Below are 14,713 nucleotides of genomic sequence, written 5' to 3'. Positions count from 1 at the left end.
ACGACGAAGCCCCGGATCACTCGCTTTCCGCGAGCGGTCCGGGGCCTTTTCGTGCGAACCCTACGAGGTCACTTCTTGCGGCCGCGCTTCTCACGGACGCGGACCGAGATGTGGATCGGGGTGCCTTCGAAGCCGAATTCCTCGCGCAGGCGGCGCTCGACGAAGCGGCGGTAGCCGTGCTCCAGGAAGCCGGAGGCGAAGAGCACGAACCGCGGCGGCTTGACGCCCGCCTGCGTGCCGAAGAGGATGCGGGGCTGCTTGCCGCCCCGGACCGGGTGCGGGTGCGAGGCGACGATCTCACCGAGGAAGGCGTTCAGCCGGCCGGTGGGAATGCGGGTCTCCCAGCCGGCGATCGCGGTCTCGATCGCCGGGACCAGACGCTCCATGTGCCGGCCGGTGACGGCCGAGACATTGACGCGGGGCGCCCAGGCGACCTGCGCGAGCTCCGTCTCGATGTCCCGCTCCAGGTAGTAGCGGCGCTCCTCGTCGAGGGTGTCCCACTTGTTGAAGGCGAGCACGATCGCGCGGCCCGCCTCCACGGCCATGGTGACGATGCGCTGGTCCTGGACGCTGATGGACTCGCTCGCGTCGATCAGGATGACGGCGACCTCGGCCTTTTCCACGGCGGCCGCGGTACGCAGCGAGGCGTAGTAGTCCGCACCCTCCTGGAGGTGGACCTTGCGGCGGATGCCGGCCGTGTCGATGAACTTCCAGGTGATGCCGCCGAGCTCGATCAGCTCGTCGACCGGGTCACGGGTGGTGCCGGCCATGGCGTTGACCACGACACGGTCCTCGTTGGCGACCTTGTTCAGGAGCGAGGACTTGCCGACGTTCGGGCGGCCGATCAGCGCGATGCGGCGCGGGCCGCCGAGGGCGGTGCCGAAGGTCTGCGCGGGGGCCTCGGGGAGCGCCTCCAGCACGGCGTCGAGCATGTCGCCGGTGCCGCGGCCGTGCAGCGAGGAGACCGGGTGGGGCTGGCCGAGGCCGAGCGACCAGAGCGCGGTGGCGTCGGCCTCGCCGCTCTGTCCGTCGACCTTGTTGGCGCACAGGACGACGGGCTTCTTCGCCTTGCGCAGCAACCTGACGACGGCCTCGTCGGTGTCGGTCGCACCGACGGTCGCGTCGACGACGAACACGACGGCGTCGGCCGTCGAGATCGCGTACTCGGCCTGGGCCGCGACCGAGGCGTCGAGCCCCAGCACGTCCTGCTCCCAGCCGCCGGTGTCGACGAGCTTGAAGCGGCGCCCGGCCCATTCGGCCTCGTAACTGACGCGGTCACGGGTGACACCCGGCTTGTCCTGCACGACGGCCTCGCGACGGCCGAGGATGCGGTTCACCAGGGTCGACTTGCCGACATTCGGGCGGCCGACGACGGCGAGGACGGGAAGCGGTCCGTGACCGGCCTCACCGATCGCGCCCTCGACCTCCTCTGGGTCGAACCCTTCCTGCGCGGCGAGCTCCATGAACTCCGCGTACTCGGCATCGCCAAGTGCTCCGTGCTCGTGGTCCGAGCCGTCGGAGTGAATCTGGTCGTTCATGAAGTCCGTTCCTCTTTGCATCATCATCGATGGGCCACTGTCAGCGCGACCCACTACTCAAGTCTTACCTAGCGCCCGGTGAGGCGCCTGGCGTTTTCCAGGTGGGCGGTCAGCCGGCCCTGGATTCGTACGGTCGCCTCGTCCAGCGCCGCACGGGTCCGGCGCCCGCTTCCGCCCACCCGTCGCCCACCACCACCCTTGACCGGGCTTCGCACCCCTTCTTGGGCCTGGAAGGCATCGCCGAAGACGACATCGACCCGGCTGCGCAGCGGAGGCAACGCAGATATCAACCGTCCCCGGCGCTCCGTGCTTCCCAGAACGGCCACCGGGACGATCGGCGCCCCACCGCGTACCGCGAAGTACGCGAGCCCGGCACGCAGGGAAGCGAAGTCGCCCTCGCCCCTCGTGCCCTCGGGGAAGATCCCGAGAACCCCGCCGTTCTCCAGTACGCCGACGGCGTGGGTGATGGCGGTGCGGTCGACGGTCGTACGGTCCACTTTCAGCTGACCGATTCCGCGCAGGAACGGGTCGAGCGGGCCGACGAACGCCTCCTTCTTGATCAAGAAGTGGACGGGCCGGGGCGCGGTGCCCATCAGCATCGGTCCGTCGATGTTGTGCGCATGGTTCACCGCGAGTATGACGGGTCCGGCGGCGGGGACCCGCCACGCGCCGAGTACACGGGGCTTGAACAGCCCGTACATCAGCCCGATGCCGATCCCTCGCCCGACGGCCGCTCCGCGCAGCGTGGGCGCCCCCGTGGCGTCGGTCACTTCGCGGCCCGCTTCTCCTCGACGAGGGTGACGACGCACTCGATGACCTGCTGAAGGGTCAGCTCGGTGGTGTCCACCTCGCACGCGTCGTCCGCCTTGGCCAGCGGCGAGGTCTTACGACCGGAGTCGGCCGCGTCGCGCTTGATCAGCGCCTCCTTGGTGGAGGCGAGATCCGAGCCCTTCACCTCACCGCTGCGGCGGGCGGCGCGTGCCTCCGGGGAAGCGGTCAGGAAAATCTTGAGGTCGGCGTCCGGCAGGACGGTGGTGCCGATGTCACGGCCCTCGACCACGATGCCCCGCTCCGCTTCCGCGGCGATGGTCCGCTGCAGCTCGGTGATCCGGCTGCGCACCTCGGGGACCGCGCTGACGGCGCTGACCTTGGAGGTGACCTCCTGGGTACGGATCGGGCCCGCGGCGTCCTCGCCGTCGACGGTGATCGTGGGCGCGGCCGGGTCGGTGCCGGAGACGATGACCGGCTTGGCGGCGGCCGTCGCGACCTCCGCCGCGTCCTGCACGTCGATGCCGTTGTTCAGCATCCACCAGGTGATCGCCCGGTACTGGGCGCCGGTGTCCAGGTAGCTGAGCCCGAGCTCGGCGGCGACGGCCTTGGACGTGCTCGACTTGCCGGTGCCGGAGGGCCCGTCGATGGCGACGATCACCGCGGCCGGGGCGGTCGGGGCGGCGGCTGCTGCGGTTTCCACGGTGGTGGACACCTTCCTGGTACACGGGGTGGGCGGAGTCGGGCCTTCAGGCGGCCTCCCCCAAGGTTACCGAGTGCCGGGCGGGCCCTTGTACCCCGTGCGGTCCGGGCCGCTCACTGCCGGATCGACCAGCCCCTGTCCTTCAGCGTCGCGGCGAGCGCCGGCGCCGAGCTCGGTGCGACCATCAGCTGCACCAGGCCCGCCTGCTGGCCGGTGGCGTGCTCGATGCGGACGTCCTCGATATTGACCCCGGCCAGCCCGGCGTCCGCGAAGATCCGGGCGAGCTCGCCCGGCCGGTCGCTGATGAGCACGGCCACGATCTCGTACGCGGCGGGGGCCGCCCCGTGCTTGCCCGGCACCCGGACCCGGCCCGCGTTGCCCCGGCGCAGGACGTCCTCGATGCCTTCGGTGCCCGCCCGGCGCTTGTCCTCGTCGCCCGACTGGAGGCCGCGCAACGCCCGGACCGTCTCGTCCAGGTCGTCGGCGACCCCGGCCAGCACATCGGCGACCGGACCCGGGTTGGCGGAAAGGATCTCCACCCACATCCGGGGATCGGATGCCGCGATCCGGGTGACGTCCCTGATCCCCTGCCCACAGAGGCGTACGGCCGTCTCGTCGGCCTCCTCCAGACGGGCGGCGACCATCGACGAGATCAGCTGCGGGGTGTGGGAGACCAGGGCGACGGCGCGGTCGTGGGCGTCCGCGTCCATGACGACCGGGACGGCGCGGCAGAGCGCGACCAGTTCCAGGGCCAGGTTGAGCACCTCGGTGTCGGTGTCCCGGGTGGGGGTGAGGACCCAGGGGCGGCCCTCGAACAGGTCGCCGGTGGCCGCGAGCGGGCCCGAGCGCTCCTTGCCCGCCATGGGGTGCGTCCCTATGTAGGGCGTGAGATCGACCCCGAGCGCTTCCAGCTCGCGGCGCGGGCCGCCCTTGACGCTCGCCACGTCGAGGTACCCCCGGGCCACGCCGTCGCGCATGGCGGTGGCCAGCACGGAAGCGGTGTGCGCCGGCGGCACGGCGATGATCGCCAGGTCCACGCGGCCCTCGGGGGCCTCGTCCGTACCGGCGCCGAGCGACGCCGCGGTGCGGACCGACGACGGGTCCCGGTCGACCAGGTGGACATGGACGCCGCGCCCGGCGAGGGCGAGGGCCGCGGACGTGCCGACGAGGCCGGTCCCGATGACGACGGCTGTTCTCACTGGGCGATGTCCTTGCGGAGGGCGCCGGTCGCGCCGAGGTAGACATGGCTGATTCCGGCTTTGGAGAGACCGGTCTCGACATGGGCGAGGATACGGACCACGCGGGGCATGGCCCCCTTGATGTCGAGCTCCTGCGCGCAGATCAGCGGTACGTCGACGATGCCGAGGCCGCGGGCGGCGGCTGCCGGGAAGTCGCTGTGCAGATCCGGGGTGGCCGTGAACCAGACGCTGATCAGGTCGTCGGCGACGAGGCTGTTGCGCTCCAGGATGGCGGTGAGCAGGGCACCGACCTGCTCGTCCATGTGCCCGGCCTCGTCCCGCTCCAGCTGGACGGCTCCGCGGACCGCTCGTACCGCCACGTCGTACTCCTCGCTTCTTTCACCGGGCACGCTCGACGTGCGCCTCTGCATTTCAGCGTAGAGGGGCGGCGGGGCCCGTGGTCACGCCGCTCTGTCCGTGAGACAACGAGGTGGCCCGAATCGCGCGGAGAACACACCCGCCGGGTTGCTTCGCCATTCCGGTCCACCGCGCCACGATCGTCGCCACAGGGAGTCCCCCACACGAGGAGAACCATGAACGCACGGCGAAGGACAGTCCTGACCGCGGGCGCGGCCGCACTGGCGACGGGCTGCGGGTCGTCCGGGGACGGCGGCGGGGACAGCAGTACCCCGCCGCCCAGCGCCTCCGCGTCCGGGACGCAGGCCCCGGGCGGCGAGGAACTCGCGAAGACCTCCGGCATCCCGGTCGGCGGCGGCACGATCTTCAAGGAGCAGAAGGTGGTGGTGACCCAGCCGAAGGCCGGCGAGTTCAAGGCCTTCTCCGCGATCTGTACGCATGCCGGGTGCACGGTCTCGACGGTCGACGACGGCACGATCAATTGCGCGTGCCACGGCAGCAAGTACAGCATCGTGAACGCCGCCGTCGAAGCCGGACCCGCGCCGCGTCCGCTGCCCGCCGAGCAGATCACCGTCTCCGGAGGGAGCATCCGGCTCGCGTAAACCACTGGCGCCGGCCACCCCCGTCGCGCGTACCCTCGCGGCATGATCACCCCCGAAGCCGAGGTTCTCGTCCGCGATCACACGATCTATTCGTGTGTGATGGGCTCCCGCGCCTTCGGGCTCGCGACGGCCGGCAGCGATACGGACCGGCGGGGTGTCTTTCTGGCCCCCACCCCGCTGTTCTGGCGCTTCGACAAGCCGCCGACCCATATCGAAGGCCCGTCGGAGGAGCAGTTCTCCTGGGAACTGGAACGCTTCTGCACGCTTGCCCTGCGGGCCAATCCCAATGTGCTGGAGTGCCTGCACTCGCCGCTCGTCGAGCGGGTCGACGCCACCGGCCGGGAGCTCCTCTACCTGCGCGGGGCGTTCCTGTCCCGGCTCGCGCACCAGAGTTTCGCCGGCTACGCGCTGGGCCAGCGCCGAAAACTGGACGCGGACCTACGGCTGCACGGGGCGCCGCGCTGGAAGCACGCCATGCATCTGTTGCGCCTGCTGATGAGCAGCCGCGATCTGCTGCGCACGGGCCGGCTGACGATCGAGGCCGGCGACGCCCGCGAGGACCTGCTCGCGGTCAGACGGGGCGAGGTCCCGTGGGCCGAGGTGGAACACCGGATGACCCGCCTGTCCGAGGAGAACGAGGCGGCGGCGTCGACCACGCCTCTGCCGGCCACCCCGGACCGCGCCCGGGTGGAGGATTTCCTGATCCGCACCCGCCGGGCGTCGGCGTCCACGTCCGCCTGACCGGTGGGTGGTTGGGTGGGGCCCCTCCTGCACGGCCCCACCCACGTATCGCGGCTGTCTGCACCCCGGTGGCACGGCCCGCACCGAACCACCGGCCAACCCCGGACGGGCAACCAAGGACCGGGGCACCACAACACAGCCCGTCCTGCGCTTGAGGACGGAACCCTCACGAAGGACCCGGGCACCAAAAACCCGGCTAATGATCACGCATCCCAGAGCGCCCCCAACGACAGCAAGTCGCTCCGGTACTCGATCCGCTCCGACCACTCCTTCGGCCACACCCCCGCCCCCAGATGCGCTCCCGACAGCGCCCCCGTCAGGCAGGCCAGCGAGTCGGAGTCCCCTCGGGTGCAGGCCGCCCGGCGCAGGGCGGTCAGCGGTTCCTCGGGGAAGAGGAGGAAGCAGTGCAGGGCCGTGGCCAGGGCCTCCTCCGCGATCCACCCGTCGCCGGTCACCTCGCACGGGTCGGTCTCGGGAGACGGGTCCCGCAGCGCGTCCTGCACCTTCGCCAGCGCGGTCAGGCACTCGTCCCAGCCGCGCCGGATATACGCCTCGGGCGAGGCATCGCCCGCGTACCGCCACAGGTCACCGAGCCAGCGCGTGAGGTAGCGGCCACTGTTCTCGTACGCGTAGCTGCGCAACTGCCCGACGAGGCCCAGCGGTTCCGCCCCCTGGGCCAGCAGGAACACCGCGCGGGCCATCAGGTCGGAGGCGGCCAGCGCCGTGGGGTGGCCGTGCGTCAGCGCGGCCTGGAGCTGCGCGGCGCCGGCGCGCTGTTCCTCACTGAGCCCCGGTACGAGTCCGACCGGCGCGACCCGCATGTTCGCCCCGCAGCCCTTGGAGCGGGTCTGGCTGGCCTCCTGCCAGGCCCGGTCGCTGTCGAGCAGGCGGCAGGCCTGAAGGCAGGTGTTGCCGGGGGCCCGGTTGTTGTCCGGGTGGTGGTACCAGGAGACGAACTCCTCGCGCACCGGCCCGACCAGCCGCAGGGGCGTCAGCAGCCCGCTGTCCATGGCGGTGCGGATGCCCCGGCCGAGGGCCAGCGTCATCTGGGTGTCGTCGCTGACGAACGCCGGCGTCGCAAGGGCCATCTGCCGCCACGGCCCGCACTTCGCGAGGATGGACGGCACGTCGTTGAACTCGGTCGGGAAGCCCAGCGCGTCCCCGAGCGCGAGCCCGGTCAGGGCCCCCGTGGCAGCCTGTTTGGTCATCGTCCTCGTCACGATCATTCGGTTCGTCCTTCCGGGCGCAGGAGTGGAGGGTGCAGGGCGGCAGCGGCACCCGCCCGGTACAGGGCGGCCGGTTTCCCCCGTCCGCCGGTGCGGCGCGGCGATCCTTCGACGGCTTCGACGAAGCCGGGTGTGGCCAGGACCTTGCGCCGGAAGTTGGGGCGGTCGAGCTCGACGCCCCAGACCGTTTCGTAGACCTGCTGGAGCTCGCCGAGCGTGAATTCGGCGGTGCAGAACGCGGTGGCCAGGCAGGTGTACTCGAGTTTGGCGCCGATCCGGTCGTACGCGTCGGCGAGGATGCGCTCGTGGTCGAAGGCGAGGTCGCCGAGGTCCCTGGCCTCCCACCACTGGGCGCGGGCCGCGTCCCCGCCGCCGCGCGGTTCGGGCAGGTCGGGCAGGAGCGCGGCGTACGCGACGGAGACGACCCGCATCCGGGGGTCGCGGTCCGGTTCGGTGTAGGTGCGGAGCTGTTCCAGATGGAGCCCGCCGACGGCGGGCTGGGTGAGGCCGGTCTCCTCGGCGAGTTCGCGGCGGGCGGCCTCCTCCGCGGACTCCCTGGGCAGGATGAAGCCGCCGGGCAGCGCCCATTGGCCCTTGTACGGCTCCCCGCCCCGTTCCACGAGCAGGACGTGGAGCCGGGCCTCGCGGACCGTGAAGACGGCGAGGTCGACGGTGACCGCGAAGGGGACGAAGGCGTGTGGGTCGTACCCCTCGGGGGCAGTGTTCATCGTTGCTCCGGGAGGGGCGCGGCGAAGTCCCAGCCTCTGGCGAGCAGGGCGTCCACGGCAGCGACAGCCGTCTTGATGCGTTCGGGGTGGGGGCCGGTCAGTTCGACGAACTCGCGGCCCGTACGGGTGAGTTCGGCGCGGAACCGGTCCGTCATCCAGGGCCGCAGCTCCTCGCCGTCGCGCAGCCCGTCGTCCTCGAAGGCGACCCCTTCGTGGTCGGTGAGCAGCCAGAGGTGGTGGGTGACCAGGTCGGCGGCGTGCTCGACGAGCGGGTTGCGCCCGCCGACGTACCGCTCGTGCCAGACGGTGGTGGCGAAGGAGTCCGTGTCGCAGAAGAGGACCGGGGAGCCCCTGGCAGCGGCTGCCTCCTCCCGCGCGTTCTGGGCAGCGGCGATGCGCGGGAAGTCGTCCGTGGTGAAGAGCACGTCCTCCCATTGCGCGCCCGGGTCACGGCGGCGCAGGCCGGCCAGTTTCTGTTCGCTGAACTCGCGTCCGTACTCGTCGACGCAGCCTGTCCGCGCCCAGACGCCACCGCGCCCGCGGTAGTGCTCGGCGAGGGCCCGGGCCATGGTCGTGGTGCCGGTGGATTCGGCGCCGAGGACGACGACCCGGCGGGTGAGCGCGGCCCGTACGGGCGGTTCGAGGAAGTCCCAGCAGCCGACCGGGTCCTTGCGCACCGCCGTGCCGGAGACGGGGAACACAGTGCGGTCGGGGTCGACGCAGACGGATTCGGCGCCGAAGCGGCGGGCCAGTTCGTCCCCGTACGACTCCGAGGTGAAGACGGCGTCGACGCGCTCCGGGACGGCTTCGGTGAACACGGCCATGTGGGCGTCCCAGATCGCCGGGTCGTGGAGGTCCATGCGGGTGTCGTCGACGGCGCCCACCACGGTCACTTCGGGGTGCACCTCCCGCATCCAGGCGACTCGGTCGGCGAGGGGGACGGACTCCACGGAGGCGGCGCAGACGAGGACGGTCAGCCGTTCGCAGCGGTCCTGGGCGGTGCGGACGAGGTGGTGGTGGCCGGCGTGGGGCGGATAGAACTTGCCGAGCACCAGGCCGTGTTCGTAACGCTTCATGCCGATACCCCTGTCAACTGGGGTTCACTGGATGTCAGTTCGCGGTTCCAGTTGCGCAGGCCGACCAGACAGAGCGTCAGGAAGCCCACGTACAGGAGCGAGGTGAGGTAGAGCTCCTTGTACGCGTACAGCGGGATGTACACGATGTCGGCGGCGATCCACAGCCACCAGGACTCGACCCGCTTGCGGCACTGTCCGTACGTCGCCATGAGCGAGAGCGACGTGGTCAGTGCGTCCCAGAACGGCACCGTCGAGTCGGTGGCACGGGAGAGCAGAAGGGTCAGGGCGAGTGTCCCCACCGCCCCCGCCGTGAGCAGCCAGGTCCATTCGGTGCGGGTGGTGCTGCGCACCGGCAGGACGGACGCACCTGGTCCACCCCCGTGGGTCCAGGTCCACCAGCCGTACGCGGCGAGGGCGATGAAGACGATCTGGAGGCCGGCGTCGGCGTACAGACCGGCCTGGGTGAACAGCAGGATGAAGAAGAGGTTGTTGGCGATGCCGATCGGCCAGTTGGCGAGGTGCTGGCGGGCCACGAGCCAGACGCAGAGCGCTCCGCTGCCGAAGCCCAGGACCTCGGTCCAGCTGACCGGCGTGCCGAGGACCGTCACCAGGGGTTGCTGCAGGGGATCGAGAAGATCTGCGAGACTCACGCCCGCCTCCTTAATGGTCACTCTGACTATAAAGGGCGGACGGCGGCAGCAAAAGGCCCGCGGCCGATTTCCTGTTCGAAAACGAACAGGAGCCGGACGCGGGCCCTTTGGCGGAGTGCGGTTACAGACCGACCTCGCGCATCAGCATGCCCACCTCGGTGTTGGTGAGCCGGCGCAGCCAGCCGGACTTCTGGTCGCCCAGCGGGATCGGCCCGAAGGACGTGCGCACGAGCCGCTCGACCGGGTAGCCGGCCTCGGCCAGCATCCGGCGGACGATGTGCTTGCGGCCCTCGTGGAGGGTCACCTCGACCAGGTAGTTCTTGCCGGTGTTCTCGACGACACGGAAGTGGTCGGCGCGGGCGTACCCGTCCTCCAGCTGGATGCCGTCCTTGAGCCGCTTGCCGAGGTCGCGCGGCAGCGGGCCCTGGATGGCGGCCAGGTAGGTCTTCTTCACGCCGTACTTGGGGTGCGTCAGACGGTGGGCCAGCTCGCCGTGGTTGGTGAGCAGGATGATGCCCTCGGTCTCGGTGTCGAGCCGGCCGACGTGGAACAGCCGCGTCTCGCGGTTGTTGACGTAGTCACCGAGGTTCTGACGGCCGTCCGGGTCACCCATGGTGGAGACGACGCCGGCCGGCTTGTTCAGCGCGAAGAACAGGTGCGACTGGGTCGCGACGGTCAGACCGTCGACCTTGATCTCGTCCCTCGTCGGGTCGACGCGCTTGCCCTGCTCGAGGACGATCTCGCCGTTGACCTCGACCCTGGCCTGCTCGATGAGCTCCTCGCACGCACGGCGCGAACCCATGCCTGCGCGGGCGAGGATCTTCTGCAGCCGCTCGCCCTCCTGCTCGGCGCCCGGGTTCGTCCTGGGGGTCTTGATCTCGGGCTTGTCCGCGTACCTGTCGCGGTTGCGCTGCTCGATCTTGGCGTCGAGCTCGCGCGGGCGGGACGGGGCGCCCACACGGCGTCCGCCCTTGCTCACGTGCTGTGCGGCCTTCGGGCCGCCCTTGGCACCGCCGCGTGCCGCCGTGCCGCGCCCCTTGCGGGGGCCGCCGTCGCCGCCCGGCTTGTCGGAGCCCACGTCGTAGCGGCGCTCCTCGGGACGGGGCCGGCGGGGACGCTGCTCCTCCTGCTTGTCGTCGCGCCCGCCACCGGTCCTCGGCTGGGAGCCGCGGTCGTCGCGCCCGCCACCGGTCCTCGGCTGGGAGCCTCGGTCGTCGCGCCCGCCACCGGTCCTCGGCTGGGAGCCTCGGCCGGCGCCGGCACCCCGGTTGTCCCGGTTGCCGCCGCTCTTGCCGCTGCCGCTGCCGCTTCCGCTGTTCCTGCCACTGCTTCGCATCAAAATTCCGTCTTGTCGTCTGCGTGAGTATCCGGGGTGTCCGGTGCGTCCGGATCGAACGACGGCACACCCTCTAGCGTCTCAGCCTCGATCGCGTCCGCCTCGGGGAGGAAGGGCGCGAGCTCCGGGAGCTCGTCCAGGCCTCGCAGGCCCATACGCTCCAGAAAGTAGTTCGTCGTCCTGTACAGGATCGCACCTGTTTCGGGTTCCGCGCCCGCCTCCTCCACCAGGCCCCTCTGCAGGAGGGTCCGCATCACGCCGTCGCAGTTCACTCCGCGCACCGCGGAGACCCTGGACCGGCTCACCGGCTGGCGGTACGCGACGACGGCGAGCGTCTCCAGAGCCGCCTGGGTGAGGCGGGCGTGCTGGCCGTCCAGGACGAAGCCCTCGACGGCCTCGGCGTACTCGGGGCGGGTGTAGAAGCGCCAGCCGCCCGCGACGAGCCTCAGATCGAATCCACGGCGCTGCACGGTGTACTCGTCGGCCAGTTCCCGCAGGGCGTCCGCGACGGCCCTGCGGGGGCGCTGCAGCACCTTGGCGAGGTGTTCCTCGGTGGCGGGCTCGTCGACGACCATGAGGACCGCCTCCAGGGCGGGCTTGAGGTCGAGGCGGGCGACGGCGGTCCCCTGCCCCTCCTCGTGGCTCTGCTCGCTCATGCCGGTACGTCCTCTGCTTCCTCGTGCGTCTTGTGGATCTCCTGGTCGAACTCGTCCGTCACGGTGGGTGCCGCGTCCTCGCCGCCGGACCAGCGCACGACGAGCTCACCGAGCGCTTCCTCCTGGTCGAGAGTGACGACCTTCTCCCGGTACAGCTCCAGCAGGGCGAGGAAGCGTGCGACGACGGTGAGGGTGTCCGGTGCGTCCTCGGTGAGGGCACGGAAATTCAGCTCGCCCGCCTCGCGCAGCCGCAGGACCACGATCCCGGCCTGTTCCCGCACGCTGACCAGCGGCGCGTGGATGTGGTCGATGTACACCTGCGGCTTGGCCCTGGGCTGCATCGCCTTCACGGCCAGCCGGGCGAAGCCCTCGGGTCCGATGCTGATGACGACCTCGGGCAGCAGCTCCGCGTGGTGCGGTTCGAGGCCGACGGTACGGGGGTAACGGCGGGACTCGGCCTCCAGCCTGGTCTGGAAGATCTCGGCGATCTGTTTGTACGCGCGGTACTGCAGCAGCCGGGCGAAAAGCAGGTCCCGCGCTTCCAGGAGTGCGAGGTCCGCCTCGTCCTCCACCTCGGCGGTGGGGAGCAGCCGGGCGGCCTTGAGGTCCAGGAGGGTCGCGGCGACGACGAGGAATTCGGTGGTCTGGTCGAGGTCCCAGTCCGGGCCCATGGCGCGGATGTGCGCCATGAACTCGTCGGTGACCTTGGACAGGGCAACCTCGGTCACATCGAGCTTGTGCTTGGAGATCAGCTGGAGGAGGAGATCGAAGGGCCCCTCGAAGTTCGCCAGCCGGACGGTGAACCGCTTGTTGTCGGGCCCGCCGGGCTCCGCCGGGGCCGCTTCGCGCGGCGCTTCGGGTACGGGAGTGGGTACGGCGACGGGGACGGCTGCGGTCGTCTCGGCAACGGCCGGTGCGGCCGGGGCCCGTACGGCGGCGTCCTCCGGTGGTCCGGAAGGTGACGGGGCCGACGTGGGTGCGACGCCCGGCCCGCGGCCGAGGGTTCGGCGGGGCGGGCGGGCGGCGTCGTCGGTCGTCGGCATCGCGGTCCAGGGGTGCGGCGGGGAGACGGGCGGGCGGTGGCCCGTACCCGAGGGCCGGGCCACCCGGTCGGCGGCCCTCCCGGGCAGGCTACCGGCGCCGTTCCGCTCAGCGGCCGCGCAGGCGCCGTACGAGGATGCTCGCGTCGCCCCGCGACTCCAGGTCCGCGAGGACCACCGCGACGGCCTCTCGGACTATGCGCCCGCGGTCGACCGCGAGCCCGTGCTCGCCGCGCAGGACCAGCCGGGCGTGTTCGAGGTCCATCAGTTCCTCGGCCGACACATAGACCGTGATCTTCTCGTCGTGGCGCTCCCGGCCGCTGGGCCTGCGGTTCGCACCGCGTCCGCCGCCACGCCTGCGCTGCTGCTGGACGGCGGGGACGGGCTCCTGCGAGGACGGGGGCCGGGACCCGGAACCGGCCGGCGCGGCACGGTCGGCCTCGCCGCCGCGGCTGCGCGACTCGCTCCCGTCGGCGTCGGCCGCCGCGTGCTCCTCGCGGGACGGGGCGGCCTGACCGCTGCCCGCCCCTGCCGGTCCCCCGCTCTGTCCCGGCGTGTCCGTCCGGGAGTCGCTCTCCCCGGCCGGCGCCGGCACGCGTGCCTCACCGTTCGCCTTGCGTCGCCGCTCCGCGGGTGAAGAGCCCTGGAGGCCCATCCCCCCGGTCGTACGGAACAGTTCGTCGGCCCCCGGAAGACTCACTCGGCGTGACACCGGGCGAGCACCTCCCTGGCGAGCTGACGGTAGGCGGCCGCACCGACCGAGTTGGAGGCGTACGTGGTGATGGGCTCACCGGCGACCGTGGTCTCCGGGAAGCGCACCGTGCGTCCGATGACCGTGTGGTAGACGTGCTCGTCGAATGCCTCGACGACGCGCGCGAGCACCTCGCGGCTGTGCACCGTGCGGGAGTCGTACATGGTGGCGAGGATGCCGTCGAGCTCCAGTTCCGGGTTGAGCCGCTCCTGGACCTTCTCGATGGTCTCGGTGAGCAGTGCCACACCTCGCAGCGCGAAGAACTCGCACTCGAGCGGCACTATCACCTTGTGAGCCGCCGTCAGGGCGTTCACGGTGAGCAGGCCGAGCGAGGGCTGACAGTCGATCACGATGTAGTCGTAGTCGGCCATCAGCGGCTTGAGAGCACGCTGCAGGGTGGACTCGCGGGCCACCTCGCTGACCAGCTGCACTTCCGCGGCCGAGAGGTCGATATTGCTCGGGAGCAGGTCCATGTTGGGCACTGCGGTCTTCAGCAGGACCTCGTCGGCCGTCATGCCCCGCTCCATGAGCAGGTTGTAGACGGTGAGGTCGAGCTCCATCGGGTTGACCCCGAGGCCGACCGACAGGGCACCCTGCGGGTCGAAGTCGACGAGCAGGACGCGTCGTCCGTACTCCGCGAGCGCGGCACCCAGGTTGATGGTCGACGTGGTCTTGCCGACGCCGCCCTTCTGGTTGCACATCGCGATGATCTTCGCGGGGCCGTGATCGGTCAGCGGGCCCGGGATCGGGAAGTATGGCAGCGGTCGGCCCGTCGGGCCGATCCGTTCGCGGCGCTGGCGTGCGGCGTCGGGTGCGAGCGTGGCCGCGTACTCCGGATCGGGCTCGTACTCGGCATCGGGGTCGTAGAAGTGCCCCTCGGGCACCTCGGCGAAGTCGGCGAAGTGGTCGGACTTGCGACCACTCTCGTTGCCGGCCGTGGCGTTCACGTGTAGGCCGTCCATCATCTGGGGGGCTGTCGTCATGTGCTGGTGAGTGGCGAAGGTGCGGACAGCGACGGAGCCGACAGCTTCGAGCCCGATCGGGCTCAGACCCCGTGCGGGCATCCCTGGTTGACCACCCCCAGGAGTAAATGTCGACTCATTCACAAGTCGTCTTACCTCCTTGGACGGGACCAGGAAACTTATCGATAGGTCAGCGTGGCACCATGCCGACGATTGGCGACTCTATGGCGTGTCACCGGTCCGCAGCAACACAATCCGCCGGACCCGGCCCGATGTGTCGGCAATCGAACACCCCTCTGTCAAGGGTGCACGGAGAACAAGCCGCACATTTCGCGGGGGCA

The 14,713-nt window shown here is 70.9% G+C and carries 16 protein-coding genes; 2 read left to right on the top strand and 14 right to left on the bottom strand.

Features of this window, described 5'->3' with window-relative positions; genetic code table 11:
* Positions 1 to 68: 68 nt before the first annotated feature.
* The 5 genes from der to aroH all read right to left on the bottom strand — a co-directional run bounded on the left by der (position 69) and on the right by aroH (position 4,567).
* A complete protein-coding gene (der, locus tag ACFT7S_RS29265; RefSeq protein ID WP_382736975.1) occupies positions 69 to 1,538 on the bottom strand; it encodes a ribosome biogenesis GTPase Der in 1,470 nt (489 codons plus the stop codon).
* 68 nt (positions 1,539 to 1,606) lie between these two features.
* On the bottom strand, positions 1,607 to 2,308 hold the full coding sequence (locus tag ACFT7S_RS29260; protein ID WP_382736973.1) for a lysophospholipid acyltransferase family protein: 702 nt from the start codon (positions 2,306 to 2,308) through the stop codon (positions 1,607 to 1,609).
* A complete protein-coding gene (gene cmk, locus ACFT7S_RS29255) occupies positions 2,305 to 3,021 on the bottom strand; it encodes a (d)CMP kinase (protein WP_382736971.1) in 717 nt (238 codons plus the stop codon). Before cmk ends, ACFT7S_RS29260 begins: the two co-directional genes overlap by 4 nt.
* 101 nt (positions 3,022 to 3,122) lie before the next feature.
* Complete coding sequence (locus ACFT7S_RS29250) at positions 3,123 to 4,208, bottom strand: prephenate dehydrogenase (protein WP_382736969.1); 1,086 nt, start codon at positions 4,206 to 4,208, stop codon at positions 3,123 to 3,125.
* Positions 4,205 to 4,567, bottom strand: a complete 363-nt coding sequence (gene aroH, locus ACFT7S_RS29245) for a chorismate mutase (protein WP_382737064.1) — start codon at positions 4,565 to 4,567, stop codon at positions 4,205 to 4,207. Before aroH ends, ACFT7S_RS29250 begins: the two co-directional genes overlap by 4 nt.
* A gap of 213 nt (positions 4,568 to 4,780) precedes the next feature.
* On the opposite strand from aroH, the gene ACFT7S_RS29240 reads away from it, so the two are divergent.
* Both ACFT7S_RS29240 and ACFT7S_RS29235 read left to right on the top strand, forming a co-directional pair.
* Positions 4,781 to 5,206 (top strand): Rieske (2Fe-2S) protein, encoded by a 426-nt coding sequence (locus ACFT7S_RS29240; protein ID WP_382736967.1) that lies wholly within the window; start codon positions 4,781 to 4,783, stop codon positions 5,204 to 5,206.
* Between the two features lie 42 nt (positions 5,207 to 5,248).
* Positions 5,249 to 5,947, top strand: coding sequence for a DNA polymerase beta superfamily protein (locus ACFT7S_RS29235; protein WP_382736966.1), 699 nt, complete (start codon positions 5,249 to 5,251; stop codon positions 5,945 to 5,947).
* Positions 5,948 to 6,150: 203 nt separating this feature from the next.
* Here the strand turns inward: ACFT7S_RS29235 and ACFT7S_RS29230 are convergent, their stop codons facing one another.
* The 9 genes from ACFT7S_RS29230 to ACFT7S_RS29190 all read right to left on the bottom strand — a co-directional run bounded on the left by ACFT7S_RS29230 (position 6,151) and on the right by ACFT7S_RS29190 (position 14,474).
* Positions 6,151 to 7,173 carry an ADP-ribosylglycohydrolase family protein gene (locus ACFT7S_RS29230; RefSeq protein WP_382736964.1) on the bottom strand — a complete coding sequence of 341 codons (1,023 nt, stop codon included), beginning with the start codon at positions 7,171 to 7,173 and terminating at the stop codon, positions 6,151 to 6,153.
* Positions 7,170 to 7,901 (bottom strand): NUDIX domain-containing protein, encoded by a 732-nt coding sequence (locus ACFT7S_RS29225; protein WP_382736962.1) that lies wholly within the window; start codon positions 7,899 to 7,901, stop codon positions 7,170 to 7,172. The genes ACFT7S_RS29230 and ACFT7S_RS29225 overlap by 4 nt, the downstream gene beginning before the upstream one ends.
* Positions 7,898 to 8,977 carry an AAA family ATPase gene (locus tag ACFT7S_RS29220; protein ID WP_382736960.1) on the bottom strand — a complete coding sequence of 360 codons (1,080 nt, stop codon included), beginning with the start codon at positions 8,975 to 8,977 and terminating at the stop codon, positions 7,898 to 7,900. The genes ACFT7S_RS29225 and ACFT7S_RS29220 overlap by 4 nt, the downstream gene beginning before the upstream one ends.
* Positions 8,974 to 9,627: a nicotinamide riboside transporter PnuC gene (pnuC, locus tag ACFT7S_RS29215; protein ID WP_382736958.1), complete on the bottom strand. Its 654-nt coding sequence runs from the start codon at positions 9,625 to 9,627 to the stop codon at positions 8,974 to 8,976. The genes ACFT7S_RS29220 and pnuC overlap by 4 nt, the downstream gene beginning before the upstream one ends.
* A 121-nt stretch (positions 9,628 to 9,748) precedes the next feature.
* A complete protein-coding gene (locus ACFT7S_RS29210) occupies positions 9,749 to 10,963 on the bottom strand; it encodes a pseudouridine synthase (RefSeq protein ID WP_382736956.1) in 1,215 nt (404 codons plus the stop codon).
* Positions 10,963 to 11,619: an SMC-Scp complex subunit ScpB gene (gene scpB, locus ACFT7S_RS29205; protein WP_382736954.1), complete on the bottom strand. Its 657-nt coding sequence runs from the start codon at positions 11,617 to 11,619 to the stop codon at positions 10,963 to 10,965. The genes ACFT7S_RS29210 and scpB overlap by 1 nt, the downstream gene beginning before the upstream one ends.
* Positions 11,616 to 12,662 (bottom strand): segregation and condensation protein A, encoded by a 1,047-nt coding sequence (locus tag ACFT7S_RS29200; protein WP_382736952.1) that lies wholly within the window; start codon positions 12,660 to 12,662, stop codon positions 11,616 to 11,618. Before ACFT7S_RS29200 ends, scpB begins: the two co-directional genes overlap by 4 nt.
* Positions 12,663 to 12,768: 106 nt before the next feature.
* Positions 12,769 to 13,359: a hypothetical protein gene (locus ACFT7S_RS29195; RefSeq protein ID WP_382737062.1), complete on the bottom strand. Its 591-nt coding sequence runs from the start codon at positions 13,357 to 13,359 to the stop codon at positions 12,769 to 12,771.
* Entirely contained in the window at positions 13,356 to 14,474 is a 1,119-nt protein-coding gene (locus tag ACFT7S_RS29190; protein WP_382736950.1) for a ParA family protein, read from the bottom strand. The genes ACFT7S_RS29195 and ACFT7S_RS29190 overlap by 4 nt, the downstream gene beginning before the upstream one ends.
* Positions 14,475 to 14,713: the final 239 nt, after the last annotated feature.

Origin of the sequence: Streptomyces sp. NPDC057136 (genome assembly GCF_042670885.1) — a bacterium.
Taxonomy (GTDB): Bacteria; Actinomycetota; Actinomycetes; order Streptomycetales; family Streptomycetaceae; genus Streptomyces.
The sequence above is the reverse complement of the archived record's forward strand: the minus strand, read 5'-3'. Positions and strand labels throughout refer to the sequence as shown.

What these genes read in the sequence shown, in the direction of transcription:
- der (WP_382736975.1), bottom strand. Translation starts at nt 1,538, where the DNA reads ATGAACGACCAGATTCACTCCGACGGCTCGGACCACGAGCACGGAGCA.
- ACFT7S_RS29240 (WP_382736967.1), top strand. Translation starts at nt 4,781, where the DNA reads ATGAACGCACGGCGAAGGACAGTCCTGACCGCGGGCGCGGCCGCACTG.
- ACFT7S_RS29235 (WP_382736966.1), top strand. Translation starts at nt 5,249, where the DNA reads ATGATCACCCCCGAAGCCGAGGTTCTCGTCCGCGATCACACGATCTAT.
- ACFT7S_RS29230 (WP_382736964.1), bottom strand. Translation starts at nt 7,173, where the DNA reads ATGATCGTGACGAGGACGATGACCAAACAGGCTGCCACGGGGGCCCTG.
- ACFT7S_RS29225 (WP_382736962.1), bottom strand. Translation starts at nt 7,901, where the DNA reads ATGAACACTGCCCCCGAGGGGTACGACCCACACGCCTTCGTCCCCTTC.
- ACFT7S_RS29220 (WP_382736960.1), bottom strand. Translation starts at nt 8,977, where the DNA reads ATGAAGCGTTACGAACACGGCCTGGTGCTCGGCAAGTTCTATCCGCCC.
- ACFT7S_RS29210 (WP_382736956.1), bottom strand. Translation starts at nt 10,963, where the DNA reads ATGCGAAGCAGTGGCAGGAACAGCGGAAGCGGCAGCGGCAGCGGCAAG.
- scpB (WP_382736954.1), bottom strand. Translation starts at nt 11,619, where the DNA reads ATGAGCGAGCAGAGCCACGAGGAGGGGCAGGGGACCGCCGTCGCCCGC.
- ACFT7S_RS29200 (WP_382736952.1), bottom strand. Translation starts at nt 12,662, where the DNA reads ATGCCGACGACCGACGACGCCGCCCGCCCGCCCCGCCGAACCCTCGGC.
- ACFT7S_RS29190 (WP_382736950.1), bottom strand. Translation starts at nt 14,474, where the DNA reads ATGCCCGCACGGGGTCTGAGCCCGATCGGGCTCGAAGCTGTCGGCTCC.